35 protein-coding genes are annotated in these 25,627 nt (G+C 69.1%); all 35 read right to left on the reverse strand.

Annotated elements, in window-relative coordinates; all coding sequences use genetic code 11:
- Positions 1-3: 3 nt before the first annotated feature.
- The 35 genes from infA to EV384_RS00175 all read right to left on the reverse strand — a co-directional run bounded on the left by infA (position 4) and on the right by EV384_RS00175 (position 25,547).
- The gene (gene infA / locus EV384_RS00005; protein WP_207232199.1) at positions 4-225 is read right to left on the reverse strand and encodes a translation initiation factor IF-1; all 222 of its coding nucleotides are present in this window, start codon (positions 223-225) and stop codon (positions 4-6) included.
- Positions 226-272: 47 nt separating this feature from the next.
- A complete protein-coding gene (locus EV384_RS00010) occupies positions 273-1,040 on the reverse strand; it encodes a DUF1707 SHOCT-like domain-containing protein (RefSeq protein WP_130328936.1) in 768 nt (255 codons plus the stop codon).
- Between the two features lie 141 nt (positions 1,041-1,181).
- Positions 1,182-2,033, reverse strand: coding sequence for a type I methionyl aminopeptidase (map, locus tag EV384_RS00015; RefSeq protein ID WP_130328937.1), 852 nt, complete (start codon positions 2,031-2,033; stop codon positions 1,182-1,184).
- Positions 2,034-2,124: 91 nt separating this feature from the next.
- Positions 2,125-2,778: an adenylate kinase gene (locus EV384_RS00020; protein ID WP_089012511.1), complete on the reverse strand. Its 654-nt coding sequence runs from the start codon at positions 2,776-2,778 to the stop codon at positions 2,125-2,127.
- The gene (gene secY, locus EV384_RS00025; protein ID WP_130328938.1) at positions 2,779-4,107 is read right to left on the reverse strand and encodes a preprotein translocase subunit SecY; all 1,329 of its coding nucleotides are present in this window, start codon (positions 4,105-4,107) and stop codon (positions 2,779-2,781) included.
- Positions 4,108-4,342: 235 nt separating this feature from the next.
- A complete protein-coding gene (gene rplO / locus EV384_RS00030) occupies positions 4,343-4,786 on the reverse strand; it encodes a 50S ribosomal protein L15 (RefSeq protein WP_130328939.1) in 444 nt (147 codons plus the stop codon).
- A complete protein-coding gene (rpmD, locus tag EV384_RS00035; protein ID WP_120729755.1) occupies positions 4,786-4,968 on the reverse strand; it encodes a 50S ribosomal protein L30 in 183 nt (60 codons plus the stop codon). Before rpmD ends, rplO begins: the two co-directional genes overlap by 1 nt.
- Positions 4,968-5,582 carry a 30S ribosomal protein S5 gene (rpsE, locus tag EV384_RS00040; protein WP_130328940.1) on the reverse strand — a complete coding sequence of 205 codons (615 nt, stop codon included), beginning with the start codon at positions 5,580-5,582 and terminating at the stop codon, positions 4,968-4,970. The genes rpmD and rpsE overlap by 1 nt, the downstream gene beginning before the upstream one ends.
- A gap of 33 nt (positions 5,583-5,615) precedes the next feature.
- Entirely contained in the window at positions 5,616-6,005 is a 390-nt protein-coding gene (rplR, locus tag EV384_RS00045; protein ID WP_130328941.1) for a 50S ribosomal protein L18, read from the reverse strand.
- Positions 6,002-6,544 carry a 50S ribosomal protein L6 gene (gene rplF, locus EV384_RS00050; protein WP_130328942.1) on the reverse strand — a complete coding sequence of 181 codons (543 nt, stop codon included), beginning with the start codon at positions 6,542-6,544 and terminating at the stop codon, positions 6,002-6,004. The genes rplR and rplF overlap by 4 nt, the downstream gene beginning before the upstream one ends.
- 16 nt (positions 6,545-6,560) lie before the next feature.
- Entirely contained in the window at positions 6,561-6,968 is a 408-nt protein-coding gene (gene rpsH, locus EV384_RS00055; RefSeq protein WP_130328943.1) for a 30S ribosomal protein S8, read from the reverse strand.
- 96 nt (positions 6,969-7,064) lie between these two features.
- Entirely contained in the window at positions 7,065-7,250 is a 186-nt protein-coding gene (locus EV384_RS00060) for a type Z 30S ribosomal protein S14 (protein ID WP_007465272.1), read from the reverse strand.
- A gap of 1 nt (position 7,251) precedes the next feature.
- On the reverse strand, positions 7,252-7,821 hold the full coding sequence (gene rplE, locus EV384_RS00065; RefSeq protein ID WP_130328944.1) for a 50S ribosomal protein L5: 570 nt from the start codon (positions 7,819-7,821) through the stop codon (positions 7,252-7,254).
- Positions 7,821-8,141 carry a 50S ribosomal protein L24 gene (gene rplX / locus EV384_RS00070; RefSeq protein WP_007465276.1) on the reverse strand — a complete coding sequence of 107 codons (321 nt, stop codon included), beginning with the start codon at positions 8,139-8,141 and terminating at the stop codon, positions 7,821-7,823. Before rplX ends, rplE begins: the two co-directional genes overlap by 1 nt.
- The gene (gene rplN / locus EV384_RS00075) at positions 8,138-8,506 is read right to left on the reverse strand and encodes a 50S ribosomal protein L14 (protein WP_007465279.1); all 369 of its coding nucleotides are present in this window, start codon (positions 8,504-8,506) and stop codon (positions 8,138-8,140) included. Before rplN ends, rplX begins: the two co-directional genes overlap by 4 nt.
- Before the next feature lie 97 nt (positions 8,507-8,603).
- Positions 8,604-8,879: a 30S ribosomal protein S17 gene (gene rpsQ, locus EV384_RS00080; RefSeq protein ID WP_130328945.1), complete on the reverse strand. Its 276-nt coding sequence runs from the start codon at positions 8,877-8,879 to the stop codon at positions 8,604-8,606.
- Positions 8,876-9,112, reverse strand: a complete 237-nt coding sequence (gene rpmC / locus EV384_RS00085) for a 50S ribosomal protein L29 (RefSeq protein WP_007465283.1) — start codon at positions 9,110-9,112, stop codon at positions 8,876-8,878. The genes rpsQ and rpmC overlap by 4 nt, the downstream gene beginning before the upstream one ends.
- Positions 9,112-9,537: a 50S ribosomal protein L16 gene (rplP, locus tag EV384_RS00090; protein WP_073834927.1), complete on the reverse strand. Its 426-nt coding sequence runs from the start codon at positions 9,535-9,537 to the stop codon at positions 9,112-9,114. The genes rpmC and rplP overlap by 1 nt, the downstream gene beginning before the upstream one ends.
- A 3-nt stretch (positions 9,538-9,540) precedes the next feature.
- Positions 9,541-10,425, reverse strand: coding sequence for a 30S ribosomal protein S3 (rpsC, locus tag EV384_RS00095; protein ID WP_130328946.1), 885 nt, complete (start codon positions 10,423-10,425; stop codon positions 9,541-9,543).
- The gene (gene rplV / locus EV384_RS00100) at positions 10,425-10,883 is read right to left on the reverse strand and encodes a 50S ribosomal protein L22 (protein ID WP_130328947.1); all 459 of its coding nucleotides are present in this window, start codon (positions 10,881-10,883) and stop codon (positions 10,425-10,427) included. The genes rpsC and rplV overlap by 1 nt, the downstream gene beginning before the upstream one ends.
- A gap of 40 nt (positions 10,884-10,923) precedes the next feature.
- Complete coding sequence (gene rpsS, locus EV384_RS00105) at positions 10,924-11,205, reverse strand: 30S ribosomal protein S19 (RefSeq protein WP_013735950.1); 282 nt, start codon at positions 11,203-11,205, stop codon at positions 10,924-10,926.
- 12 nt (positions 11,206-11,217) lie between these two features.
- Positions 11,218-12,057 (reverse strand): 50S ribosomal protein L2, encoded by an 840-nt coding sequence (rplB, locus tag EV384_RS00110; RefSeq protein ID WP_130328948.1) that lies wholly within the window; start codon positions 12,055-12,057, stop codon positions 11,218-11,220.
- A 12-nt stretch (positions 12,058-12,069) separates the two neighbouring features.
- On the reverse strand, positions 12,070-12,372 hold the full coding sequence (gene rplW / locus EV384_RS00115; protein WP_130328949.1) for a 50S ribosomal protein L23: 303 nt from the start codon (positions 12,370-12,372) through the stop codon (positions 12,070-12,072).
- A complete protein-coding gene (rplD, locus tag EV384_RS00120) occupies positions 12,369-13,019 on the reverse strand; it encodes a 50S ribosomal protein L4 (protein WP_109801296.1) in 651 nt (216 codons plus the stop codon). The genes rplW and rplD overlap by 4 nt, the downstream gene beginning before the upstream one ends.
- A complete protein-coding gene (rplC, locus tag EV384_RS00125; protein ID WP_130328950.1) occupies positions 13,016-13,681 on the reverse strand; it encodes a 50S ribosomal protein L3 in 666 nt (221 codons plus the stop codon). Before rplC ends, rplD begins: the two co-directional genes overlap by 4 nt.
- Before the next feature lie 11 nt (positions 13,682-13,692).
- Entirely contained in the window at positions 13,693-14,001 is a 309-nt protein-coding gene (gene rpsJ, locus EV384_RS00130; RefSeq protein ID WP_007073037.1) for a 30S ribosomal protein S10, read from the reverse strand.
- Positions 14,002-14,356: 355 nt separating this feature from the next.
- The gene (gene tuf, locus EV384_RS00135) at positions 14,357-15,550 is read right to left on the reverse strand and encodes an elongation factor Tu (RefSeq protein WP_130328951.1); all 1,194 of its coding nucleotides are present in this window, start codon (positions 15,548-15,550) and stop codon (positions 14,357-14,359) included.
- A gap of 222 nt (positions 15,551-15,772) precedes the next feature.
- Complete coding sequence (fusA, locus tag EV384_RS00140) at positions 15,773-17,869, reverse strand: elongation factor G (RefSeq protein WP_130328952.1); 2,097 nt, start codon at positions 17,867-17,869, stop codon at positions 15,773-15,775.
- A 75-nt stretch (positions 17,870-17,944) separates the two neighbouring features.
- Positions 17,945-18,415: a 30S ribosomal protein S7 gene (gene rpsG / locus EV384_RS00145; protein WP_088647009.1), complete on the reverse strand. Its 471-nt coding sequence runs from the start codon at positions 18,413-18,415 to the stop codon at positions 17,945-17,947.
- 1 nt (position 18,416) lies between these two features.
- A complete protein-coding gene (gene rpsL, locus EV384_RS00150; protein WP_007465318.1) occupies positions 18,417-18,791 on the reverse strand; it encodes a 30S ribosomal protein S12 in 375 nt (124 codons plus the stop codon).
- A 531-nt stretch (positions 18,792-19,322) separates the two neighbouring features.
- Positions 19,323-19,781 carry a hypothetical protein gene (locus EV384_RS00155; RefSeq protein WP_278045665.1) on the reverse strand — a complete coding sequence of 153 codons (459 nt, stop codon included), beginning with the start codon at positions 19,779-19,781 and terminating at the stop codon, positions 19,323-19,325.
- Between the two features lie 502 nt (positions 19,782-20,283).
- Positions 20,284-20,652, reverse strand: a complete 369-nt coding sequence (locus EV384_RS00160; RefSeq protein WP_130328953.1) for a hypothetical protein — start codon at positions 20,650-20,652, stop codon at positions 20,284-20,286.
- Positions 20,653-20,660: 8 nt separating this feature from the next.
- Complete coding sequence (locus tag EV384_RS00165; RefSeq protein ID WP_130328954.1) at positions 20,661-21,128, reverse strand: hypothetical protein; 468 nt, start codon at positions 21,126-21,128, stop codon at positions 20,661-20,663.
- A complete protein-coding gene (locus tag EV384_RS37120; protein ID WP_423202937.1) occupies positions 21,080-21,598 on the reverse strand; it encodes a winged helix-turn-helix domain-containing protein in 519 nt (172 codons plus the stop codon). Before EV384_RS37120 ends, EV384_RS00165 begins: the two co-directional genes overlap by 49 nt.
- A 61-nt stretch (positions 21,599-21,659) precedes the next feature.
- Positions 21,660-25,547, reverse strand: a complete 3,888-nt coding sequence (locus EV384_RS00175) for a DNA-directed RNA polymerase subunit beta' (protein ID WP_130328956.1) — start codon at positions 25,545-25,547, stop codon at positions 21,660-21,662.
- Positions 25,548-25,627: the final 80 nt, after the last annotated feature.

Here is a 25,627-nt window from a genome sequence, read left to right on the forward strand (position 1 = left end):
GCTTTACTTGTAGCGGTAGACGATGCGCCCGCGGGTCAGGTCGTACGGCGAGAGTTCGACGACGACCCGGTCCTCCGGCAGGATGCGGATGTAGTGCTGCCGCATCTTGCCGCTGATGTGAGCCAGCACCTTGTGACCGTTCGCGAGCTCACCCGGAACATGGCGTTCGGGCAGGGGCTCGATGACCCGACCCTCTGATCTCATGGCTCCGTCTTTTTTCGGCATGTCCTCCGCTGTCCTGACGTCGGTTACTCCGGACGGCCCACAACGTCTTACACGGGCTCCGACGAGAATCGCCGGGCCCGAGCCAGCCGCGGCTCCGACTCCCACCGAAGCGCAGGGTGGGCATGCCGGAGTGGACGCTGTGCGCCGATCTGAAAGTGTACGCCCGCCTGCGGGCCGTCGCCAAACCGGCCGGCCCGCACGTCACCCGCCCGGGGAAAACGGACACCCCGGGCGCATCCCGCGCCGGGACGGGCGATGACGCTACCGCTCCCCCGCCCGCCGGGCCTGTCGGCGGCCCCGGCGGCGCTCCCGCGGTCGTCCCGGTGGCGAGGCTCACCACCCGCCAGCCCGCCCGCAGTCCGCATCAGCAGCACCGCGCCCCACGGTCCGAGCACCCAGAGCGGCCAGTAGAAGATCAGCTCCCCGGCGCCGACGGCGGAGAGCAGCCAGATCGCGTTCAGGATCACCGCGACCCGCAGCCAGGGCATCCACACCTCGAGCAGCCAGTTGCCCCGGACGCCGGACGGCACCGGACCGGACGCCGGCGCCGGGGCGGCCGCCGGCGGCACGGGCGCGGCGACGTCGGCCGGGCCCGGCTGGCGCGGAGCCAGCCCCGAGCGCTCCAGCGGCGCCGGTCCGGGGAGGTCGGCCAGGACTTGGCCCAGTTCCCCGTACGTCTTCGCGCCGTAGGTCCGTTGCAGCCGCTCGTCGTACTCGTAGAGGTCGATCCGGCCCTCTTCGAGCGCGACCCGGAGCCGCTCCGCCGCCTCCTGCCGGTCCGCGTCGGCCGCCCGCATGCCGTCCCGCCCGTCCATGCCGGCAAGCATGCCACCGCTCCGCCACCAACCCCAGCGGGCCGCAGCGGCCGCAGCCGGATCCGGACAGCGCGGACGAAGCGGCCGGGAGCCTGTCGCCCCAGCCGCCGGCAGCAGCAGGGGCCCGAAGGGGATCGGCCGTCAGCGGGCCGGGGAGTCGGCCGACTGGCGGGCGGTCACCAGGTCACCGAGGCGAGCGCGACCGCCGTCCTCGGCGGTCAGCACCCAGACGCCGTCGTCCAGCAGCGCCATCGAGTGCTCGACGTGCGCCGCCATCGACCGGTCCCGGGTCACCACGGTCCAGCCGTCGGTCAGCTCCACCGTGCGCGGCGAGCCCATGGTGATCATCGGCTCGATCGCCAGCGCCAGCCCGGGGACCAGGCGCGGGCCCTTGCCCGGCCGCCCGTGGTTGAGCACGTGCGGATCCTGGTGCATCTCGGTGCCGATGCCGTGCCCGCCGTACCCGTCGACGATGCCGTACCGGCCGCCCTTGCGGACCGCGGTCTCCACCGCGTGGGAGATGTCGGTGAGCCGCCCCTTGCCGCTCGCCGCACCCCGGGCGGCGGCGGCGATCCCGGCCCACATCGCGTCCTCGGCGACCGCGGCCATCTTCAGCAGGGCCGGGTCGACCTCGCCGACCCCGACGGTGATGGCGGCGTCCCCGTGCCAGCCGTTCAGCACGGCGCCGCAGTCGATCGAGATCAGGTCCCCCTCGCGGAGCACCTGCTGGGACGACGGGATCGCGTGCACGACCTGCTCGTTGACCGAGGAGCAGATGGACGCCGGGAAGCCGTGGTAGCCCTTGAACGACGGGATCGCACCGGCCTCGCGGATGGTCGACTCGGCGATCGCGTCGAGGTCGGCGGTGCTGACCCCGGGCGCCACCGCCTCCCGCATCAGACGCAGCGCACGGGCGACCACCAGACCGGCGGCCCGCATCTTCTCGATCTGGTCGGGAGTCTTCAGCTGGATGTCCAGCTGGGGACGACGCATCGGAGCCGTTACCTTTCGTCGCGCGGAACAGCGGGGCACGTCGGACGTACCCCGCTGTTCGCACTCTATCCGCCGGAGACCCGGCGGGACGTCAGCCGCCGTACGAGCGCAGGGCGTCTATGGCGCGGACGGTGACGTCCTCCACCGGCCCGGTCGCGTCGATGCCGACGAGCTTGCCCTGTGCGCCGTAGTAGTCGACCAGCGGCGCGGTCTTCTCCGCGTACTCCCGGAGGCGGGCGGCGATCGTCTCCGGCTTGTCGTCGTCGCGCTGGAACAGCTCGGCGCCGCAGCGGTCGCAGACGCCTTCGCGGGTGGTCGCATCGAACTCGACGTGCCAGATCTTGCCGCAGCCCCGGCAGGTCCGCCGGCCGGAGAGCCGCCGGATCACCTCGTCGTCGTCGACGACCAGCTCGAGCACCAGGTCCAGCGCGGTGCCGAGGTCGGCGAGGAGCTTGTCCAGCGCGGCGGCCTGCGGCGTGGTCCGCGGGAAGCCGTCGAGCAGGAAGCCCTCGGCGGCGTCCGGCTCGGCGAGCCGGTCCCGCACCATGTTGATGGTGACCTCGTCCGGGACCAGCTTGCCGGCATCCATGTACCGCTTGGCCTCGACTCCCAGGGGCGTGCCCTGCGAGACGTTGGCCCGGAAGATGTCACCGGTCGAGATCTTCGGCACCGAGAGGTGGGCGGCGATGAACTCCGCCTGTGTGCCCTTGCCCGCGCCCGGCGGGCCAACCAGAACGAGTCGCATCTACCGCAGGAACCCTTCGTAGTTCCGCTGCATGAGTTGGCTCTCGATCTGCTTCACGGTCTCCAGACCGACGCCGACCATGATGAGCACAGCGGTGCCGCCGAACGGGAAGTTCTGGAACTGCTGGCTGTCCAGCCAGATGAAGAAGAAGTTCGGCAGGATCGCGATGACGCCCAGGTAGAGCGCGCCCGGCAGGGTGATCCGGCTGAGGATGAAGTCGAGGTACTCGGCGGTCGGCTTGCCGGGGCGGATGCCCGGCACGAAGCCGCCGTACTTCTTCATGTTGTCCGCGACCTCGGTCGGGTTGAACGTGATGGACACGTAGAAGTACGTGAAGAAGATGATCAGCAGGAAGTAGATCGCGATGTGCTCCGGCGCGCTCGCCTTCACGATGTGGTTCTGGAACCAGGCCTGGGTCTTGCCCGGGTTGGTCTGGTCGAAGAACTGGAGCGCGAGCTGCGGCAGGTAGAGCAGCGACGAGGCGAAGATGACCGGGATGACACCGGCCTGGTTCACCTTGAGCGGGATGTAGGTGGAGGTGCCGCCGTACATCCGCCGGCCGATCATGCGCTTGGCGTACTGCACCGGGATTCGGCGCTGCGCCTGCTCGATGAAGGTGACCGCGGTGATGACCAGCAGGACCAGCACGATCACCAGGGCGAACATCCCCCAGCCCTTGGTGGTCTTGATCTTCCAGCCCTCGCTGGGCAGCCGGGCCGCGATCGAGGTGAAGATCAGGACGGACATGCCGTTGCCGACGCCCCGGTCGGTGATCAGCTCACCGAGCCACATCACCACGCCGGTGCCGGCGGTCATCGTCATGACCAGGATGGTCAGGGTCAGCCAGTCCGGGATCCCGGTGCCCTTGGGGACGATCGGGAACTGGTCGCAGCGGTTCTGGAACAGCTGCCCGGAGCGCGCCAGCGCCACGAACGCCGAGGACTGGAGGATGCCCAGGCCCAGCGTCAGGTAGCGGGTGTACTGGGTGATCTTCGCCTGGCCGGCCTGGCCCTCCTTGCGGAGCTGCTCCAGCCGCGGGATGACCACCGTCAGCAGCTGCAGGATGATCGACGCGGTGATGTACGGCATGATGCCCAGCGCGAAGACCGAGAGCTGCAGCAGCGCGCCACCGGAGAACAGGTCCAGCAGGTTCAGCACGCCGGTGCCACTGCCCTGGATGGTGTCGAGACACTTCTGCACGTTGCCGTACGAGACACCTGGGCTGGGCAGCGTTGCGCCGAGCCGGTAGACCGCGATGATGCCTACTGTGAACAGCAGCTTCTTGCGCAGGTCAGGCGTACGGAACGCACTGAGAAAGGCGGACAGCAACTTCTTCCTCCTGCGCGAGGCGGGCCGCCGGTGATCCCTGGCGGGGCGGGGTGGGTGCCGGGCGAGCGCCCGATATCCATAGCTGGGATGGGACTCTAACAGCCCGCTCCCGGTCCGGGCAGATGTGCCCGGCTACATAAACCGAATCCGATGTTACCCGGCGCACACTGGCCGGGTAGACCATGGCGCCCGCCCAGTCTTGGACAACTGAGCGGGCGCCACGGGTACCTCTGCCTTACAGCTCGGTGACCGAGCCACCGGCGGCGGTGATCTTCTCCTTGGCCGACGCGCTGAACGCGTGCGCCGACACCTGGAGGGCCACCCCACCGAGGTCGCCGGTGCCGAGGACCTTGACCGGCTGGCCCTTGCGGACCGCGCCGGCCTCGACCAGCTCGACCGGGCCGATCTCGCCGCCGTTCGGGAAGAGCTCGGCGAGCCGGTCCAGGTTGACCACCTGGAAGACGACCTTGAACTTGTTCTTGAAGCCCTTCAGCTTCGGCAGGCGCATGTGGATAGGCATCTGCCCACCCTCGAACGCCGCCGAGATGTTCTTCCGGGCCTTCGAACCCTTGGTACCGCGACCGGCGGTCTTGCCCTTGGAGCCCTCACCGCGACCCACGCGGGTCTTCGCGGTCTTGGCACCCGGGGCCGGGCGCAGGTGGTGAACCTTGATCGTCATTACTCGACCTCCTCGACCTTCACGAGGTGGTTGACCGTGAAGATCATGCCGCGGATCTCGGGCCGGTCCTCCTTGACCACCACGTCGTTGATCCGCTTGAGACCGAGCGACCGCAGCGACTCACGCTGGTTGCGCTTGGTCCCGATCTCGGACCGGAGCTGGGTGACCTTGAGACGTGCCATCAGCGCGCCACCCCCGCCCGCGACGCCAGCATGGCGGCCGGCGCGACGTCCTCGACCGGCAGACCACGACGGGCCGCGACCTGCTCCGGGGACTCGAGCCCCTTCAGGGCCGCCACCGTGGCGTGCACGATGTTGATCGGGTTGGACGAGCCGAGGCTCTTGGAGAGCACGTCGTGGATGCCCGCGCACTCCAGCACGGCACGCACCGGACCACCGGCGATGACGCCCGTACCGGCCGAGGCCGGCTTGAGCAGCACCACACCGGCCGCGTCCTCGCCCTGCACCGGGTGCGGGATCGACTGGCCGATCCGCGGCACCTTGAAGAAGTGCTTCTTGGCCTCCTCGACACCCTTGGCGATCGCCGCGGGCACCTCCTTGGCCTTTCCGTAGCCCACACCGACGGTGCCGTCGCCGTCGCCCACGATCACCAGGGCGGTGAAGCTGAAGCGACGACCACCCTTCACGACCTTGGCGACGCGGTTGATCGCGACGACCCGCTCGAGGTGCGGGGTCTTCTCGACGGGCGCGTTTCCGCGGCCGCCCTCACGGCGGTTGTCGCGGCGACCACCCTCGTTGCCACCGGACCCGCCGCCACGGCGCTGTTGACCTGGCATCAGCAGCCTTCCTTCTCTCTCGTGACGGGGTTTCTAGAACTCGAGCCCGGCTTCGCGGGCGGCGTCGGCAAGCGCGGCGACCCGCCCCGCGTACCGGTTGCCACCGCGGTCGAAGACGACCTTCGAGATGCCGGCGGCCTTGGCCCGCTCGGCGAGCAGGGCGCCGACCTTGCCGGCCAGGGCGCTCTTGTCGCCCTCGGCGCCGCGCAGCGAGGCGTCCAGGGTCGAGGCCGACGCCAGGGTGTGACCCTTGGTGTCGTCCACGATCTGGGCGACGATGTGCCGCAGGGAGCGGGTGACGACCAGGCGGGGACGCTCGGTGGTGCCGCTGACGTTCTTGCGGACCCGGAAGTGCCGGCGCGCACGCCCGACGGCGCGCTTGGCGGCGACGCCGCGGCGGCGCTTGAGCAGCGTGGCGCTCACTTCTTACCTGCCTTTCCAGCCTTGCGGCGGATGACCTCGCCCTGGTACTTCACGCCCTTGCCCTTGTAGGGCTCCGGCGGGCGGATCTTCCGGATGTTGGCGGCGACCTCGCCGACCTGCTGCTTGTCGATGCCGGCCACGTGGAACAGGGTCGGCCTCTCCACCGTGAAGGTGATGCCGTCCGGGGCGGGCACCAGCACCGGGTGCGAGAACCCGAGCGCGAACTCCAGGTCCTTGCCCTTGGCGGTGACGCGGTAACCGGTGCCGGCGATCTCGAGGCTCTTGCGGTAGCCCTCGGTCACTCCGACGATCATGTTGGCGACCAGCGTCCGGCTCAGGCCGTGCAGTTCCTTGGCCTTGCGCTCGTCGTTGGGCCGGTTGACGTGCAGCACGCCGTCCTCGCCCCGCTCCGCCTTGATCGGCTCGGCGAGGACGTGGCTCAGCTCGCCCTTCGGGCCCTTGACCTTCACGGTCTGCCCGTCGATCGTGATCTCGACGCCGGCTGGCACCGGGATCGACTTACGTCCAATACGCGACATTTCTACCTGTCTCCCGTTACCAGACGAAGGCGAGGACTTCCCCGCCAACGCTCCGCTTGCGGGCCTGCCGGTCGGTGAGCAGCCCCTGGGACGTCGAAATGATCGCCACGCCCAGCCCGCCGAGCACCCGCGGGAGCCCGTCCGACTTGGCGTAAACCCGCAGACCGGGCTTGGACACGCGCTTGATGCCGGCCAGGCTCCGCTCCCGGTTCTGGCCGTACTTCAGCTCGACGACCAGTCGCTTGCCGACGGCGCCCTCCTCGGGCTCCTCGACCGACCAGGTGGCGATGTAACCCTCGGTCTTGAGGACCTCGGCGATGTTCGCCTTGATCTTCGAGTAGGGCATCGTCACCTGGTCGTGGTACGCCTGGTTGGCGTTACGCAGACGCGTGAGCATGTCTGCGATCGGGTCGGTCATCGTCATGAATTCGTCAACCTTTCTCGCCGGGGTTCCCCGGGCACTGCCCGGGGCCTACGGCGAAGAGACAGTTCAGCTGACGCGCCGGAGCGCGCCGGGCTATTACCAGGAAGCCTTGGACACGCCGGGCAGCTCACCGCGGTGGGCCATCTCCCGGATGCACACCCGGCAGAGACCGAACTTGCGGTAGACCGCCTTCGGACGCCCGCACCGCTGGCAGCGGGTGTACGCGCGAACCGAGAACTTCGGCTTCGCGGCCGCCTTGATGATCAGCGCCTTCTTGGCCATCTCAGTTCTCCTTGAACGGGAAGCCCAGGAGCTTGAGCAGCGCCCGGCCCTCGTCGTCAGTCGTGGCGGTCGTGACCACCGTGATGTCCATGCCCCGCGGGCGATCGATCTTGTCCTGGTCGATCTCGTGGAACACCGACTGCTCGGTCAGACCGAACGTGTAGTTGCCGTGCCCGTCGAGCTTGCGCCCGTCCAGGCCGCGGAAGTCGCGGATACGCGGCAGCGCGATGGAGAGCAGCCGGTCCAGGAACTCCCACATCCGGTCGCCGCGCAGGGTCACCTTCGCGCCGATCGGCATGCCCTCACGCAGCTTGAACTGCGCGATGGACTTGGTCGCCCGCCGCACCTGCGGCTTCTGGCCGGTGATCGTGGCCAGGTCGCGGACCGCGCCGTCGATCAGCTTGGCGTCCCGGGCAGCCTCGCCGACACCCATGTTGACGACGATCTTGACCAGCCGCGGCACCTGCATGGGGTTGCCGTAGGCGTGCTGCTTCTGCAGCTCGGCCACGATCTCGTTGCGGTACCGCTCCTTGAGGCGCGGCATGGTCTTGGTTTCGGTAGCCGTGGTCATCACAGGTCCTTACCGGTGCTACGCGCGATGCGGACCTTCTGGCCGTTGTCGTCGATCCGGTAACCGACGCGGGTCGGCTTCCCGTCGGAGTCCAGGACCTGCACGTTCGAGACGTGGATCGGGGCCTCCTGGGTGACGATGCCACCGGTCTTGGCGCCACGCTGAGTGGTGCTGATGCGAGTGTGCTTCTTGACCCGGTTCACGCCCTCGACCAGGACCTTGTCCTGCCGCGGGTAGGCCGCGATGACCTTGCCCTTGGCACCCTTGTCCTTGCCGGCGATGACGACGACCGTGTCGCCCTTCTTGACCTTCACGGTCACAACACCTCCGGCGCGAGAGAGATGATCTTCATGAACCGCTTGTCCCGCAGCTCCCGACCCACCGGGCCGAAGATGCGGGTACCGCGCGGGTCCCCACCGTCCTTGATGATGACGGCGGCGTTCTCGTCGAAGCGGATGTACGAGCCGTCCGGCCGCCGCCTCTCCTTGGCGGTGCGAACGACGACGGCCTTGACGACGTCGCCCTTCTTCACACCGGCACCGGGGATCGCGTCCTTGACCGTGGCCACGATGACGTCGCCGATGCTCGCGTAGCGCCGACCGGAGCCACCGAGAACCCGGATGCACAGGATCTCCCGGGCACCCGTGTTGTCGGCGACGCGCAGTCGCGACTCCTGCTGAATCACGTCTATCTCCTATGTCTGCCGGTTCTCCGGCCGCCCGAAGGCGGCCGGAGCCTGGCGGAACCTGCGCCCGACCTTGCCGGCCGAGCTCGAGCCTTCGCTACTTGGCCTTCTCGAGGATCTCCACGAGCCGCCAACGCTTGGTGGCGGAGAGCGGCCGGGTCTCCATGATCACAACCCGGTCGCCGATCCCGGCGGAGTTCTGCTCGTCGTGCACCTTCAGCTTGCGTGTCCGGCGCATGATCTTGCCGTACAGCGCGTGCTTGACCCGGTCCTCGACCTCGACCACGACGGTCTTTTCCATCTTGTCGCTGACCACGAGGCCCTCACGCACCTTACGGCGGGCCCGCGCGGCGGCGGTGGTGTTCTCGCTCATGATGCAGTCACCTCAGTCGGCGCGGCCGAGAGACCCAGCTCGCGCTCACGCATGATCGTGTAGATCCGGGCGATCTCCCGACGGATGACCTGCAGCCGCCGGTTGTTGTCCAGCTGCCCGGTTGCGGCCTGCACGCGGAGGTTGAACAGCTCCGCCTTGGCCTCCCGAAGCTTCGTGACCAGCTCCTCCTCGGAGAGCTCACGCAGCTCGGTCGCCTTAACGCCCGCTGCCATCAGGATTCACCCACTTCGCGCGTAACAATCCGGCACTTCATCGGGAGCTTGTGGATCGCGCGACGCATCGCCTCTCGCGCGATCTGCTCGTTGGGGAAGGACATCTCGAAGAGAACCCGCCCCGGCTTGACGTTGGCGACCCACCACTCGGGCGAACCCTTACCGGAACCCATCCGGGTTTCGGCCGGCTTCTTGGTCAGCGCCTGGTCCGGGAAGATCGTGATCCAGACCTTGCCGCCACGCTTGATGTGACGGGTCATCGCGATACGCGCCGACTCGATCTGCCGGTTGGTCACGTACGCCGGCTCGAGAGCCTGGATCCCGAACTCGCCGAACACCACCCGGTTACCACCCTTGGACGCGCCGTGGCGGTCCGGGTGGTGCGGCTTGCGGAAGCCCTTCGGGGGCTTGCGCGGCATCAGCATCTGTCAGCCCTCCTGCTGCGTTTCTGCCGGCTGAGTGGCGGCCGGAGCGGACGCGGTCGCGGCGACAGCGCCGGCGTCAACCGGCTCGCCGCTCGGCGTCTCGGCCTGCTGCGCGATGGTGGTCGCGGCAGCCCGGCCGGCCTCGGTGCCACCGGCGGTCGTGCCGGACGAACCCGACCGGCCACGGCGCGGCCGCTCGGGGCGCTCACCGCGGTCACGGCGCGGGCGGGACGGACCGGCCTCGGCCGGAGCCTCCCGGCCCGGGACGGCGTCGCCCTTGTAGATCCAGACCTTCACGCCGATCCGGCCGAAGGTGGTACGGGCCTCGAAGAAGCCGTACTCGATGTTGGCCCGCAGCGTGTGCAGCGGAACCCGACCCTCGCGGTAGAACTCGGTCCGGCTCATCTCGGCGCCGCCGAGGCGACCCGAGACCTGCACCCGGATGCCCTTGCAGACCGGGTTCTTCATGGCCGACTGCATCGCCTTGCGCATCGCCCGACGGAAGCTGACCCGGCTGGACAGCTGCTCGGCAACGCCCTGGGCAACCAGCTGCGCGTCCGACTCGGGGTTCTTCACCTCGATGATGTTCAGCTGCACCTGCTTGCCGGTGAGCTTCTCCAGCTCGCCGCGGATCCGGTCGGCCTCCGCACCCTTACGGCCGATGACGATGCCCGGCCGGGCGGTGTGGATGTCGACGCGGACCCGGTCCCGGGTGCGCTCGATGTCGACCTTGGAGATGCCGGCGCGCTCGAGGCCCTTGGACATCATCCGGCGAATCTTGACGTCCTCGCCGATGTAGTCCTTGTAGAGCTTGTCCGCGAACCAGCGGGACTTCCAGTCGGTCGAGATGCCGAGCCGGAATCCAGTGGGGTGAACCTTCTGACCCATTACTCGGCGCCCTCCGTCTTGCTCTCCGCCTCAGCGGCCTCGGCCTGCTTCGCCGGGGCGGCCTTCTTCGCCGCGGACTTCTTCGGTCCGGCCGGCGCGACCGCCTCGACCGCCACGGTGATGTGGCAGGTGCGCTTGCGGATCCGGTACGCCCGGCCCTGCGCCCGCGGCCGGAACCGCTTCATGGTCGGGCCCTCGTCGACGAACGCCTCGCTGACGAGCAGCGCGTCGGGGTCCAGCCGCTCGTTGTTCTCCGCGTTGGCGATCGCGCTCGCGAGCACCTTGTACACCTGCTCGCTCGCAGCCTGCGGCGCGAACTGCAGCACCGTGAGCGCCTCCTTCGCGGGCAGGCCGCGGACGAGGTTGACCACCCGGCGCGCCTTCATCGGCGAGATGCGCACGTGCCGCGCAACCGCCCGCGCGCCCGGAAGCACCGGAGCGTCGCCCTTTCCTGGCATCGCTGTAACCCCTTGTTCCTCTATCCGTATGCCCGCGGCGTCAGCGCCGACGGCTCTTCCGGTCGTCCTTCTCGTGACCCTTGAACGTGCGGGTCAGCGCGAACTCGCCGAGCTTGTGCCCGACCATCGCCTCGGTCACGAACACCGGGACGTGCTTGCGTCCGTCGTGCACGGCGATCGTGTGACCCAGCATCTCCGGGATGATCGTCGAGCGCCGCGACCAGGTCTTGATGACGTTCTTCGAGCCCTTCTCGTTCTGCGTCTCCACCTTCTTGAGCAGGTGGTCGTCGATGAACGGGCCCTTCTTCAGGCTGCGAGGCATGTCTTATCTCCCTCAGCCGCGCTTACGCGTGGCGTAGCGGCGGCGGACGATCAGCCGGTCACTCGGCTGGCCCTTACGACGGGTGCGGCCCTCGGGCTTACCCTGCGGGTTGACCGGGTGGCGACCGCCGGAGGTCTTACCCTCACCACCACCGTGCGGGTGGTCGACCGGGTTCATGGCGACACCACGGACGGTCGGGCGCTTGCCCTTCCACCGCATCCGGCCGGCCTTACCCCAGTTGATGTTCGACTGGTCGGCGTTGCCGATCTCGCCGATGCTGGCGCGGCAACGGACGTCGACGCGCCGGATCTCACCGGACGGCATCCGGAGGGTCGCGTACGCGCCCTCCCGGCCGAGCAGCTGGATGCCGACGCCGGCCGAGCGGGCCAGCTTGGCGCCACCGCCGGGACGCAGCTCCACCGCGTGGATGGTGCTACCGACCGGGATGTTGCGCAGCGGCAGGTTGTTGCCCGGCTTGATGTCGGCGCCCGGACCGGACTCGACGGCGTCGCCCTGCTTCAGGTCCTTCGGCGCGATGATGTAACGCTTCTCGCCGTCGGCGTAGTGCAGCAGCGCGATCCGCGCGGTGCGGTTCGGGTCGTACTCGATGTGGGCGACCTTCGCCGGCACGCCGTCCTTGTCGACCCGCTTGAAGTCGATCAGACGGTACTGGCGCTTGTGGCCGCCACCGTGGTGCCGCGTGGTGATCCGGCCGTGGGCGTTACGCCCGCCCTTCTTCGGCAGCGGAGCCAGCAGCGACTTCTCGGGCGTCGACCGGGTGATCTCGGCGAAGTCGGCGACGCTCGAGCCACGCCGGCCCGGCGTCGTCGGCTTGTACTTACGGATAGCCATTGTCTACACCCCTCAGCTGACCGGGCCGCCGAAGGCCTCGATACGGTCTCCGTCAGCCAGCTTCACGATCGCCCGCTTGGTGGCCTTGCGCTGACCGAAGCCGGTCTTGGTGCGCTTGCGCTTGCCCTGGCGGTTGAGCGTGTTGACCGTCAGGACGCGGACGTTGAAGATCTGCTGGATAGCGATCTTGATCTCGGTCTTGTGCGCGTCCGGGTGCACCAGGAAGGTGTACCAGTTCCGGTTCAGCTCGCTGTAGCTCTTCTCCGAGACGACCGGCGCGATGATGATGTCCCGCGGATCGGCGATCGTGCTCACTTGCCACCCTCCTCGGTGGTCTCGGCGGGAACACCCAGGAACTCGTCCAGGGCGTCCTTGGTGAAGACCACGTCGTCGGCCACCAGCACGTCGTACGTGTTGAGCTGGCCGGCCTCGATCAGGTGCACCCGCGGCTCGTTGCGCAGCGACACCCAGTTCAGCTCGTCGGTGCTGCTCAGCACGACCAGGACCCGACGGGCCTCGGTCAGCTTGGTCAGCGTGGCCAGCGCGGCCTTGGTCGACGGCTTCTCGCCCGAGACGAACGCCTCGACGACGTGCACCTGCCCGGCGCGGGCCCGGTCGGAGAGGGCGCCACGCAGGGCGGCGGCCTTCATCTTCTTCGGGGTCCGCTGGCTGTAGTCGCGCGGCACCGGGCCGTGGACCACGCCACCGCCGGCGAACTGCGGCGCGCGGATCGAGCCCTGGCGGGCACGACCGGTGCCCTTCTGCTTGTACGGCTTCTTGCCGCCACCGGCGACCTCGCCGCGGGTCTTGACCTTGTGCGTGCCCTGCCGGGCCGCCGCGAGCTGGGCCACCACGACCTGGTGCATCAGCGCGAGGTTGGCCTGGACGTCGAAGATGTCGGCCGGCAGCTCGACGGAGCCGCTCTTGGCGCCCTCGACGTTGCGGACGTCAACGGTGGTCACTTGGCCGCACCGCCCTTCTTCACCTTGGTCTTGGCCGCGGTACGGACCAGGACCAGCGCACCCTTGGGGCCGGGGATGGCGCCACGGACGAGCAGGAGGTTGTTCTCGGTGTCGACCGCCTGGACGGTCAGGTTCTGGACGGTGTAGCGCACGCCACCCATCCGGCCGGCCATCCGGGTGCCCTTGAAGACACGACCCGGGGTGGCGCAGGCGCCGATGGAGCCGGGCGAGCGGTGCTTGCGCTCGACACCGTGGCTGGCCTTCAGACCGTGGAAGCCGTGCCGCTTCATCGGGCCGGCGTAGCCCTTGCCCTTGGTCTTGCCGGTGACGTCGATGGTGACGCCGGCCGGGAACTCCTCGACCGTGACCTCCTGGCCCAGCGAGTAGTCCGTGGCGTCCGCGGTGCGCAGCTCGACGATGTGCCGGCGCGGCGCCACGTCCGCCTTCGCGTAGTGCCCGCTGATCGGCTTCTTGACCTTGCGCGGGTCGATCGTGCCGTACGCCAGCTGGACCGCGGAGTAACCGTCCTTCTCGGCGCTACGAACCTGGCTGATGACGCACGGGCCGGCCTGAACCACGGTCACGGGGACAACGCGGTTGTTGTCCCAGACCTGGGTCATGCCGAGCTTTGCGCCCAGGATCCCCTTGACTTGCCTGTCCATTTGTCCGGTCCCTACAGCTTGATCTCGATGTCGACGCCAGCCGGCAGGTCGAGGCGCATGAGCGAGTCGACCGTCTTCGGGGTCGGGTCGATGATGTCGATCAGACGCTTGTGCGTGCGCATCTCGAAGTGCTCGCGCGAGTCCTTGTACTTGTGCGGCGAGCGGATGACGCAGAAACGGTTGATCTCCGTGGGCAGCGGCACCGGGCCAGCGACCTGCGCCCCGGTACGCGTCACCGTCTCGACGATCTTCCGAGCCGAGGAGTCGACGACCTCGTGGTCATAGGCCTTGAGCCGGATGCGGATCTTCTGTCCCGCCATGGTGGCTTCTGTTCCTTCTCTCGATGCCGCTGTGTTGCGGGCGCCTGTACCGGCTGGTACAGCCCCACTTCGCCGACCCCCGCGGTCGGGCGTGTCGCGCCCTCGGGCCAGGCTCCGCCCCGGGACTCCGGAGCGATCCTCTGACCACGCGGTGGGTCTTGGCGCCGATCGCGTCAACGCGACCTGGGCGCCGTGCGAGGGTGGTTGACCGCACTGGGCAGTCAACCACCCTACGCGCGACTGCTCTCCGTCCCGGAGGTCCAGCCTGAGCCGGACGCGGGTCGACGAACTGTCGTTACGCAACCTGACTAGTATGCCGCACGACCGGCGGCGACGCTAATCGGGGTTACCTAGCTCACTTAATGATCTTGGTGACGCGACCCGCGCCGACCGTCCGGCCACCCTCCCGGATCGCGAACTTGAGGTTTTCCTCCATCGCGATGGGCTGGATCAGCTTGACGGTCATGGTGGTGTTGTCACCCGGCATGACCATCTCGGTGCCCTCGGGCAGCGTGACGACGCCGGTGACGTCCGTGGTCCGGAAGTAGAACTGCGGACGGTAGTTCTGGAAGAACGGGGTGTGCCGGCCACCCTCCTCCTTGGAGAGGATGTAGACGGTCGCCTCGAACTCCGTGTGCGGGGTGCTGGTGCCCGGCTTGACGACCACCATGCCGCGCTCGACGTCCTCGCGCTTGATGCCACGCAGCAGCAGACCGACGTTCTCGCCCGCGCGGGCCTCGTCGAGCAGCTTGCGGAACATCTCGATGCCGGTGCAGACCGTCTTCTGCGACTTCTCGCGGATCCCGACGATCTCCACCTCCTCGTTCGGCTTGAGGATGCCGCGCTCCGCGCGACCGGTGACGACCGTGCCACGACCGGTGATCGTGAAGACGTCCTCGATCGGCATCAGGAACGGCTTCTCGGTCTCGCGCTCCGGCTGCGGGATCGCGGTGTCGACCGCGTTCATCAGCTCCATGAGCCGATCGGTCCACTCCTGCTCGCCCTCGAGCGCCTTCAGCGCCGAGACGCGCACGACCGGCAGGTCGTCGCCCGGGTACTCCTGCGCCGACAGCAGCTCGCGGACCTCGAGCTCGACGAGCTCGAGCAGCTCCTCGTCATCGACCATGTCGCTCTTGTTCAGCGCCACGACGATGTACGGCACACCGACCTGGCGGGCCAGCAGCACGTGCTCGCGGGTCTGCGGCATCGGGCCGTCGGTCGCCGCCACCACCAGGATCGCGCCGTCCATCTGCGCGGCACCGGTGATCATGTTCTTGATGTAGTCGGCGTGACCGGGGCAGTCGACGTGTGCGTAGTGCCGCGCCTCGGTCTGGTACTCGACGTGTGCGATCGAGATCGTGATACCGCGGGCCTTCTCCTCCGGCGCCTTGTCGATCTCGTCGAAAGGCGTGTAGGGGTTGACATCCGGGTACCTGTCGTGCAGGACCTTGGTGATGGCCGCCGTCAGCGTCGTCTTACCGTGGTCGATGTGACCAATGGTGCCGATGTTGACGTGCGGCTTAGTCCGCTCGAACTTCGCCTTCGCCACTGGTGTCCTCCTGTGGACTTCTTGGTTCGTTCGCCCCGGCGCGCCGGTCGGCGCTTAGGACTCTGTCGACAGCCTTTCCGGCCTGGCGGCCGGAGAGCCTTGGTGGGTTCTGCGGCGGTGAAGCCTACAGGCCCGGTCTCACACAACCCGACCGAGGTGGCCGCGGGCGGGGAGCACCCTCCCGCGACCAGCCTCGGACCATCGGATCAACTCAGGTGAGCGTCACTCACCCGTAGCCTTGGCGATGATCTCCTTCGCGACGCTCTGCGGAACCTCGGCGTAGGAGTCGAACTGCATGCTGTAGCTAGCCCGGCCCTGGGTCTTCGACCGCAGGTCGCCGACGTAGCCGAACATCTCCGACAACGGCACCAGAGCCTTCACGATGCGGGCGCCGCTGCGCTCCTCCATCGCCTGGATGATGCCACGGCGGGAGTTGAGGTCGCCGATGACGTCACCCATGTTCTCCTCAGGAGTGGTGACCTCAACGGCCATCATCGGCTCGAGCAGCGCGGGGTCGGCCTTGCGGGCCGCCTCCTTCATCACCATCGAGCCGGCGATCTTGAATGCCATTTCGGACGAGTCGACCTCGTGGTACTGGCCGTCCAGCAGCGTCAGCTTGACACCCACCAGCGGGAAGCCGGCGAGGATGCCGTACTGCATGGCGTCCTGGGCGCCCGCGTCCACCGAAGGGATGAACTCCCGGGGGATGCGGCCACCGGTGACGGCGTTCGCGAACTCGTAGGTCGGCGAGTCGTTGTCCAGCGGCAGCGGCTCGATGCTCACGATCACGCGGGCGTACTGGCCGGAACCACCGGTCTGCTTCTTGTGGGTGTACTCGATCTTCTCCACCTTGCGGCGGATCGTCTCGCGGTACGCCACCTGCGGCTTACCGATGTTCGCCTCGACGTTGAACTCGCGGCGCATCCGGTCGACAAGGATGTCCAGGTGCAGCTCGCCCATGCCGGAGATGACCGTCTGACCGGTCTCCTCGTCCAGCTTGACGCGGAAGGTCGGGTCCTCCTCGGCCAGCCGCTGGATGGCGGTGCTGAGCTTCTCCTGGTCGGCCTTGGTCTTGGGCTCGATCGCGACCTCGATGACCGGCTCCGGGAAGGTCATCGACTCCAGGATGACCGGGTTCGCCGGGTCGCAGAGCGTGTCGCCGGTGGTGGTCTGCTTCAGACCCTGCACCGCGATGATGTCGCCAGCCTGGGCCGAGCCGCGCTCTTCCCGCTTGTTGGCGTGCATCTGGTAGATCTTGCCGATCCGCTCCTTGCGGTCCTTGGTGGAGTTGACCACCTGGGTGCCGGTCTCGACCACGCCCGAGTAGACCCGGACGTAGGTGAGCTTGCCGAGGTGCTTGTCGGTCTGGATCTTGAAGGCCAGGCCGGAGAACGGCTCGGACTTCGACGGCTTCCGCTGCAGCGGCGTCTCGCCGTCGGTGGCGGTGCCCTCGATCGCCGGGACGTCCAGCGGCGACGGCAGGAAGTCGACGACGGCGTCGAGCATGGGCTGGACGCCCTTGTTCTTGAACGCCGAGCCGCAGAGCACCGGGTTGGCCTTGCTGGCGATGGTGGCGCGCCGGATGGCGGCCTTGATCTCCTCGGCGGAGATCTCCTCGCCCTCCAGGTACTTCTCCATCACCGAGTCATCGACGTCGGCCAGGGTCTCCACCAGCTTCTCGCGCCACTCCGCCGCGGAGTCGGCCAGCTCGGCCGGGATCTCCTCGATGGCGTAGTCCTCACCCTTCTGGGTCTCCCCGCGCCAGGTGAGCGCGCGCATGCCGATCAGGTCGACGACGCCGATGTGGTCGCCCTCGAGCCCGATCGGGATCTGGAGGACCAGCGGGGTGGCGTTGAGCCGGTCGATCATCATCTGCACGCAGCGGAAGAAGTCGGCGCCGGTCCGGTCCAGCTTGTTGACGAAGCACATCCGGGGGACGTGGTACTTGTCGGCCTGACGCCAGACGTTCTCCGTCTGCGGCTCCACGCCGGCGACACCGTCGTAGACCGCGACCGCACCATCCAACACCCGCAGCGACCGCTCGACCTCGACCGTGAAGTCGACGTGACCGGGCGTGTCGATGATCTGGATCGTGTGGCCCTTCCACTCACACTTGGTAGCAGCGGAGGTGATGGTGATACCACGCTCCTGCTCCTGCTCCATCCAGTCCATGACGGCAGCGCCCTCGTGGACCTCACCGATCTTGTACGTGATACCGGTGTAGAACAGGATCCGCTCGGTGGTCGTGGTCTTACCGGCATCGATGTGCGCCATGATGCCGATGTTGCGTACGTTGGCGAGCGCGTCTGCGGCGGCCACTTCAATCCCTACTTATCGTCGTCTCGACACAACTGGTGGCGGTTCCGGCGCCGGTCAAGCGCCGGAACCAGGGTGTTACCAGCGGTAGTGCGCGAAGGCCTTGTTCGACTCGGCCATCTTGTGCGTGTCCTCGCGCCGCTTGACGGCGGCACCCAGGCCGTTGCTCGCGTCCAGCAGCTCGTTCATCAGCCGCTCGACCATGGTCTTCTCACGACGCGCCTTGGAGTACGTCACCAGCCAGCGCAGCCCGAGGGTGGTCGCCCGGGCGGGACGGACCTCGACCGGAACCTGGTAGGTCGCGCCACCGACGCGGCGGCTGCGGACCTCGAGGGTCGGCTTGACGTTGTCCATCGCCCGCTTGAGGGTGACGACCGGGTCGGTGCCGCTCTTCTCGCGGCAGCCCTCCAGGGCGGCGTACACGATGCGCTCGGCGAGCTGACGCTTGCCGCGCATCAGGATCTTGTTCACCAGCTGGGTGACCAGGGGCGAGTTGTACACCGGGTCAGCGACCAGCGGCTTCCGCGGAGCGGGTCCCTTACGCGGCATGTCAGCTCTTCTCCTTCTTCGCGCCGTAACGGCTGCGCGCCTGCTTGCGGTTGCGGACACCCTGGGTGTCCAGCGAGCCGCGGACGATCTTGTACCGCACGCCGGGGAGGTCCTTCACCCGGCCGCCGCGAACGAGCACGATCGAGTGCTCCTGCAGGTTGTGACCCACGCCCGGGATGTAGGCGGTCACCTCGATCTGGCTGCTGAGCTTGACACGAGCGACCTTGCGGAGCGCCGAGTTCGGCTTCTTGGGGGTGGTGGTGTACACGCGGGTGCACACACCGCGCCGCTGAGGGGAACCCTTCAGCGCCGGGGTCTTGGTCTTGGTCGTCTTGGCCTGGCGGCCCTTTCGGACCAACTGCTGGATCGTGGGCACCGGGTTTCTCCGCTCCCTTCGGCCGCTTTCGCGGCCGCACCGTCTGCTCGTAGCCGGCCTGATGGACGGCTCTCTTACCTTCCAACCAGGGCCACCTGACGGTGGTCCCAGCACCCGCGGTCGGGCGTGTCGCCCGGATCACGGTCCCGGTGGCGGCGCTCGCGCGTCGTACCGGGTGTGTCACCGGCACGCGGATCACCGAGCGCCGGATCTTTGGCTTTGATCGTGCTCCGCGCGATCACCGGTGGACCGGCTCCAGCGCACGCACGCATTGCCCGGGCTGGCCCGGGCACAAGGGGAAAGAGTACCTACCACAGCCGCGCAGGTCAAAACGGAGCGGTCGGGGGAACTGCGTCGCAGCCCGCCGGCCGGGCCCGTCATGCCTGCCCACCCGCGATGGGCACCTACGGTTACAAGTGTACCGGCTTCCCCGCGGTGCGGCCCGGCGGCCCCGGTTCCGCCCGGAGGCCGGACTCCCGGGTCCGCCCGGCCGGCGAGGTCACGGACACTCCGGCTGGAAGGTGACTCCGATCACCACGTCAGTTGGACAACCAGCGCCAGGCCGAGCCCGAGCAGGCTGAGCAGCAGCCCCGCCCCGCCGCAGCTCAGGCCGGCGACGGCGAGCCCGTTGCCGGTGAAGCGGACTGCGGGTGGCGGCGCCGGCCGGCGGATCTGCCGGCGCGCCAGCAGACCGGCGACGATCGCCGCCGTCCCGGCCAGCGCGCCGAGCACGGTGAACGCCCCGGCGGCCCAGGCACCGCCGTAGTCCGGGCCGGCGAGCCCGAAGCAGAGCACCAGGAGCGAGACCAGGATGGCGGCGATCCCGGTCACCAGCGACCCGATGGCCAGCCCCGAGGTCACCGGCGGCACGTCCAGGTGGACCACGCCGAAGGGCGTGCCGGGGACCGGGTCGACCCGCTTCGGCGGGCGGGCCGGCTCCCGCGGAGGCGGCGGCACCGGCCCGGGCCGGGGACCTGCCGCCGGCGGCATCGGCCCCCAACCGACGCCGGGCGGCGCGGCGCCGGGGAAACCGGGCGCCACCTGGGGGTACGCCGACCCTCCCGGCCAACCGGCCGGGGGCTGCGGATGCCCCGGGACCGGCCCGTACGACGGACCGACCGGCGGCGCGGACCAGGGCTGCTCCCCCGGCGCGGGCCAGCCTCCGGGGTGCGGCCCCTGCTGGCCGGCGGACGGCGCGGACGGGCGGACCGGCGGCGGCGCGTACCCGACGGCGGCGACCTCCGGCGGCGCGCTCGGCCCCTCGTCGATCCCGGCGCCCGGCGCGGCCCACGGACTGGTCGGGCCCGCGTCCGGAGCGGAGTCGACCGGGTCCGACCCGGGCCGGATCGGCTCACCGCCCGACGGTGCGGCCGGTTCCGTCACGAGGTCCTCCTGTCGACGCGCCTCGCCCACCGCGATGCGGCGGACACCGGCCAGGCTACCGTCGCCGGTCCCGTCGGCGGGGCCGGGCGCGGACGCCTCCCCCCGGCGGTCAGTCGACGTTCGGGGCGTAGTCGCGCCCGAAGGGGGCGTCGGCGAGCCGGACCACCCCGATCACCACGGTCGCCACCACCGCCACCGCCGCCAGCACCAGGCCGGTCCAGGCCAGCCGCTCCCCGCGCCGCAGCCAGTCCCCACCGGTCAGGAAGCCGCCCGAGGCGTACGCCTCCCGGCGGGCCTGCCGGGCGAGCAGGAGGGCGATCGTCGACGGCACCACCCCGCCGACGAAGATCCCGGTCAACGCCCCGATCAGGCCCAGGGCGAAGACCGCGCGGGCCTTCGTCGACGTCGTCGGCTCAGGGTCGAGCGGATGGCGCGGCCCCTGCTGGGCGACGGGCACCGGCCCGGGTGCGGTCGTCATGCCCACCATCATGCCGCGCTGGCGGCTTCGACGAGGCCGACCGGCCGCGGTCTCCCCCGCCGGAACCGGCGTCCGGGTGATCGGCACCGCCGTCTCCCCCGCCGCCAGCGGCGCGGCGCGGAGCAGGAGCAGCGCGGCCAGACCACCGCAGCCGCCTCGGTGAGCAGCACCGCGCGGTTGTCGAGCACCCCGACCAGGTACGCCCCGAGCCCGATCGATGCGGTCTGCGGGACGGTAGCGGCCACCTCGAAGCCGGCGTACACCCGGCCCTGGAGCCGTTCCGGTGCCCTGCGCTGGAGGAGGGTGATCAGGGCGATCGCCTCGACGGTCAGCCCGACCGCGCCGTTGCTGCCGGTCAGCTCCTTCACCCAGATCCCGCAGGCCAGCCACATGGAGCTGTCGCCGACGAGGGAGAGGGTCTGCCCGGTCAGGTACCGCCCGGCCCGGCGGTCAGCCAGCAGGCGTCGGGTCGACATCCGCCACCTCCGGGTGGCCGAAACGGGCGGTGAACCCGGCCACCAGCTCCCGGTAAGCCGCCCCGAACTCGGCCAGCTCCGCCGCCGTGAGGTGGAAGAGGTGCTGCTGGCCCGTGGCTGCCTGCTACCACTCGCCGGGGTAGGTGGGGGCGTCGTCGACGAAGCGGCGCAGCCGCTGGACGTACCCGGTCGAGCAGCACCCGGTCGAGAGCCTGCGAGGCGCGGGTCCAGTCCGGGTCCTCGGGCCGGGCCGGCGCGGACCGCCTCCGCCGGGTCAGCCGCCAGGGCCGGGCGCGCCCGCGACCGCCGCCCGCCTCCTCGACGAAGCCGTAGCGGGCCAGCTGCCGCAGGTGGAAGGAGCAGGTCGTCGGGATCTCCCCGATCAGCTCGCCGGCCTGGGTGGCGGTCAGCGGGCCCTCGCCGAGGGCCTCCATCAGGGCCAGCCGTACGGGATGACTGAGCGCCCGCAGTGCACCCCGAGACGCGACGAGGCCCCCGGCAGACGCCGGGGGCCTCGTCGTTTCCTACTGCTTAGCGGTACGACCCGAAGTCGAAGTCGTCCAGCGGCACCGCCTGGCCGCTGGCCGGCCCGAAGCCGTAGTCCGTCTCCGGGTAGCCGGTCATCGAGTAGACCTTGGCCTTCGCCTCCTCGGTCGGCTCGACCCGGACGTTGCGGTACTTGCTGATGCCCGTACCGGCCGGGATGAGCTTACCGATGATCACGTTCTCCTTGAGGCCGACGAGCGAGTCGCTGCGCGAGTTGATCGCCGCGTCGGTCAGCACCCGGGTGGTCTCCTGGAAGGAGGCCGCCGAGAGCCAGGAGTCGGTGGCCAGCGAGGCCTTGGTGATACCCATCAGCACCGGGCGACCGGCGGCGGGCTCGCCGCCCTCGCCGACGAGCCGGCGGTTCTCCGACTCGAAGAGCGCCCGGTCGACCAGCACGCCCGGCAGGAACTCGGTCGAGCCGGAGTCGATGACCGTCACCCGCTTGAGCATCTGGCGGATGATGATCTCGATGTGCTTGTCGTGGATGAGCACACCCTGCGAGCGGTAGACCTCCTGGACCTCCTGGGTCAGGTGGACCTGGACCGCGCGCGGGCCGAGGATGCGGAGCAGCTCGTGCGGGTCGATGGTGCCCTCGGTGAGCTTCTCGCCGACCTCGACGTGACCGCCGTCGTGGGTCCGCAGCTTGACCCGCTTGGAGATCTTGTCGTAGACGATCTCGTCGCTGCCGTCGTCCGGCACCACGATGATCTTCCGGGACCGCTCGCCGTCCTCGATCCGGATCCGACCCGGGGTGTCGGCGATGGGCGCCTTACCCTTCGGGACCCGGGCCTCGAAGATCTCCTGCACACGCGGCAGACCCTGGGTGATGTCCTCACCCGCGACACCACCGGTGTGGAAGGTACGCATCGTCAGCTGGGTACCCGGCTCACCGATGGACTGGGCGGCGATGATGCCGACCGCCTCGCCGATGTCGACCGACTTGCCGGTCGGCAGCGAACGGCCGTAGCAAGCCGCGCAGACGCCGAGCTTCGACTCACAGGTGAGCACGCTGCGCACCCGCACCGTCTCCACCCCGGCCGCGACGATCTTGTCGACCAGGATCGAGTTGAGGTCCTGACCCCGCTCGGCGACGACGTTGCCGTCCGGCCCCTTGATGTCGTCGGCCAGGGTCCGGGCGTGCACGCTGGTCTCGGCGTGGGTGTGGACGACCAGCTTGCTGTCGAGCCGCTCGCCGATCTGCATCGGGATGGCCCGGTCGGTGCCGCAGTCCTCCTCGCGGATGATGACGTCCTGCGAGACGTCCACCAGACGACGGGTCAGGTAACCCGAGTCGGCGGTACGCAGGGCGGTGTCCGCGAGACCCTTACGGGCACCGTGCGTGGAGATGAAGTACTCCAGCACGGACAGACCCTCCCGGTACGAGGCCTTGATGGGCCGCGGGATGATCTCACCCTTGGGGTTGGCCACCAGACCACGGATCGCCGCGATCTGCCGGAGCTGGAGCAGGTTACCGCGAGCACCCGAGTTGATCATCTTCCACAGCGGGTTCTCCTGCGGCAGCGCGGTGTCCATCTCCTTGGCGACCTCGTTGGTCGCCTTGGTCCAGATCTCGATGAGCTCGCCGCGGCGCTCCTCGGCGGTCATCAGACCACGCTGGTACTGCTTGTCGATCCGGTCGGCTTCCTTCTCGTACCGCTCCAGGATCTCCCGCTTGCGCGGCGGAGCGATGACGTCCTCCATGCCGATCGTCACGCCGGACCAGGTGGCCCAGTGGAAACCGGCCTCCTTGAGCCCGTCGAGGGTGGCCGCGAGCGCCACCTTCGGGAAGCGCTCGGCGAGGTCGTTGACGATCGCGGAGAGCTGACCCTTGCGGATCTCGTAGTTCACGAAGCGGTAGCCCTGCGGCAGCGTCTCGTTGAACAGCACGCGGCCGAGGGTGGTCTCCACCGTCAGCGCCTCGCCCTCAACCCAGCCCTCCGGCGCGGTCCACGGCTCGGCGCCGGCGCCGTTGTCGACACCGGTGACGCCGCGCAGCCGGATCCTGACCGGGGCCTGCAGGTGCAGCTCACCGTTGTCGAACGCCATCCGGGCCTCGGCGTCCGAGCTGAACGACCGGCCCTCGCCCTTCTCACCGGGGGTGAGGTGGGTGAGGTGGTACAGGCCGATGACCATGTCCTGGGTGGGCATGGTGACCGGCTTGCCGTCCGCCGGCTTGAGGATGTTGTTCGACGACAGCATCAGGATCCGCGCCTCGGCCTGGGCCTCGGCGGAGAGCGGCACGTGCACCGCCATCTGGTCACCGTCGAAGTCGGCGTTGAACGCGGTGCAGACCAGCGGGTGGATCTGAATCGCCTTGCCCTCGACCAGCTGCGGCTCGAAGGCCTGGATGCCCAGCCGGTGCAGGGTCGGCGCGCGGTTCAGCAGCACGGGGTGCTCGCCGATGACCTCTTCCAGCACGTCCCACACGACCGGCCGCTGCCGCTCGACCATCCGCTTGGCGGACTTGATGTTCTGCGCGTGGTTGAGGTCGACCAGCCGCTTCATCACGAACGGCTTGAACAGCTCCAGCGCCATCTGCTTGGGCAGGCCGCACTGGTGCAGCTTGAGCTTCGGGCCGACCACGATGACCGAACGGCCGGAGTAGTCGACGCGCTTGCCCAGCAGGTTCTGGCGGAACCGGCCCTGCTTGCCCTTGAGCATGTCGGAGAGAGACTTCAGCGGGCGGTTGCCCGGACCGGTGACCGGCCGGCCGCGACGGCCGTTGTCGAACAGCGCGTCGACGGCCTCCTGGAGCATCCGCTTCTCGTTGTTGACGATGATCTCGGGCGCGCCGAGGTCGATCAGCCGCTTGAGGCGGTTGTTCCGGTTGATCACCCGGCGGTACAGGTCGTTCAGGTCGGAGGTCGCGAAGCGGCCACCGTCCAGCTGCACCATCGGACGCAGGTCCGGCGGGATGACCGGAACGCAGTCCAGCACCATGCCGAGCGGCGAGTTGCGGGTGTTCTGGAACGCCGCGACGACCTTCAGCCGCTTGAGCGCCCGGATCTTCCGCTGGCCCTTGCCGGAGCGGATGGTCTCGCGCAGGCTCTCGGCCTCGGCCCCGAGGTCCATGTTCTGGACCAGGGCCTTGATGGCCTCGGCGCCCATGCCGCCGGTGAAGTACTCGCCGAACCGGTCGCGCAGCTCGCGGTAGAGCAGCTCGTCCGTGACCAGCTGCTTCGGCTCGAGCTTGCGGAAGGTGTCGAGGACCTCGTCGAGGCGGTCGATCTCGCGCTGGGCCCGGTCGCGGATCTGGCGCATCTCGCGCTCTCCGCCCTCCTTGACCTTGCGCCGGACGTCCGCCTTGGCGCCCTCGGCCTCCAGCTCGGCCAGGTCGGCCTCGAGCTTGGCGGCCCGCTTCTCGATCTCCGAGTCGCGGCTGTTCTCGGCCTGCCGCTTCTCGGCCAGGATCTCGTTCTCGATGGTCGAGAGGTCACGGTGACGCGACTCGGCGTCCACGCTCGTCACGACGTACGAGGCGAAGTAGATGATCTTCTCGAGGTCCTTGGGGGCGAGGTCCAGCAGGTAGCCCAGCCGGCTCGGCACGCCCTTGAAGTACCAGATGTGGGTCACCGGAGCGGCCAGCTCGATGTGCCCCATCCGCTCACGACGGACCTTGGAACGGGTCACCTCGACGCCGCAGCGCTCGCAGATGATGCCCTTGAAGCGGACCCGCTTGTACTTACCGCAGTAGCACTCCCAGTCCCGCTGCGGACCGAAGATCTTCTCGCAGAAGAGCCCGTCCTTTTCCGGCTTGAGCGTGCGGTAGTTGATCGTCTCGGGCTTCTTGACCTCACCGTGCGACCACTGACGGATGTCGTCAGCGGTGGCAAGGCCGATGCGCAGCTCGTCGAAGAAGTTGACGTCGAGCACTATGTCCCCTATGTCGTCGTCTGTACTGCTTAGCTAGTGGGTGGGGTCGGGAGCCGGCGAGCCGGCTCCCGACCGCTCAC

It is taken from the genome of Micromonospora kangleipakensis (assembly GCF_004217615.1).
GTDB classification, from domain to species: domain Bacteria; phylum Actinomycetota; class Actinomycetes; order Mycobacteriales; family Micromonosporaceae; genus Micromonospora; species Micromonospora kangleipakensis.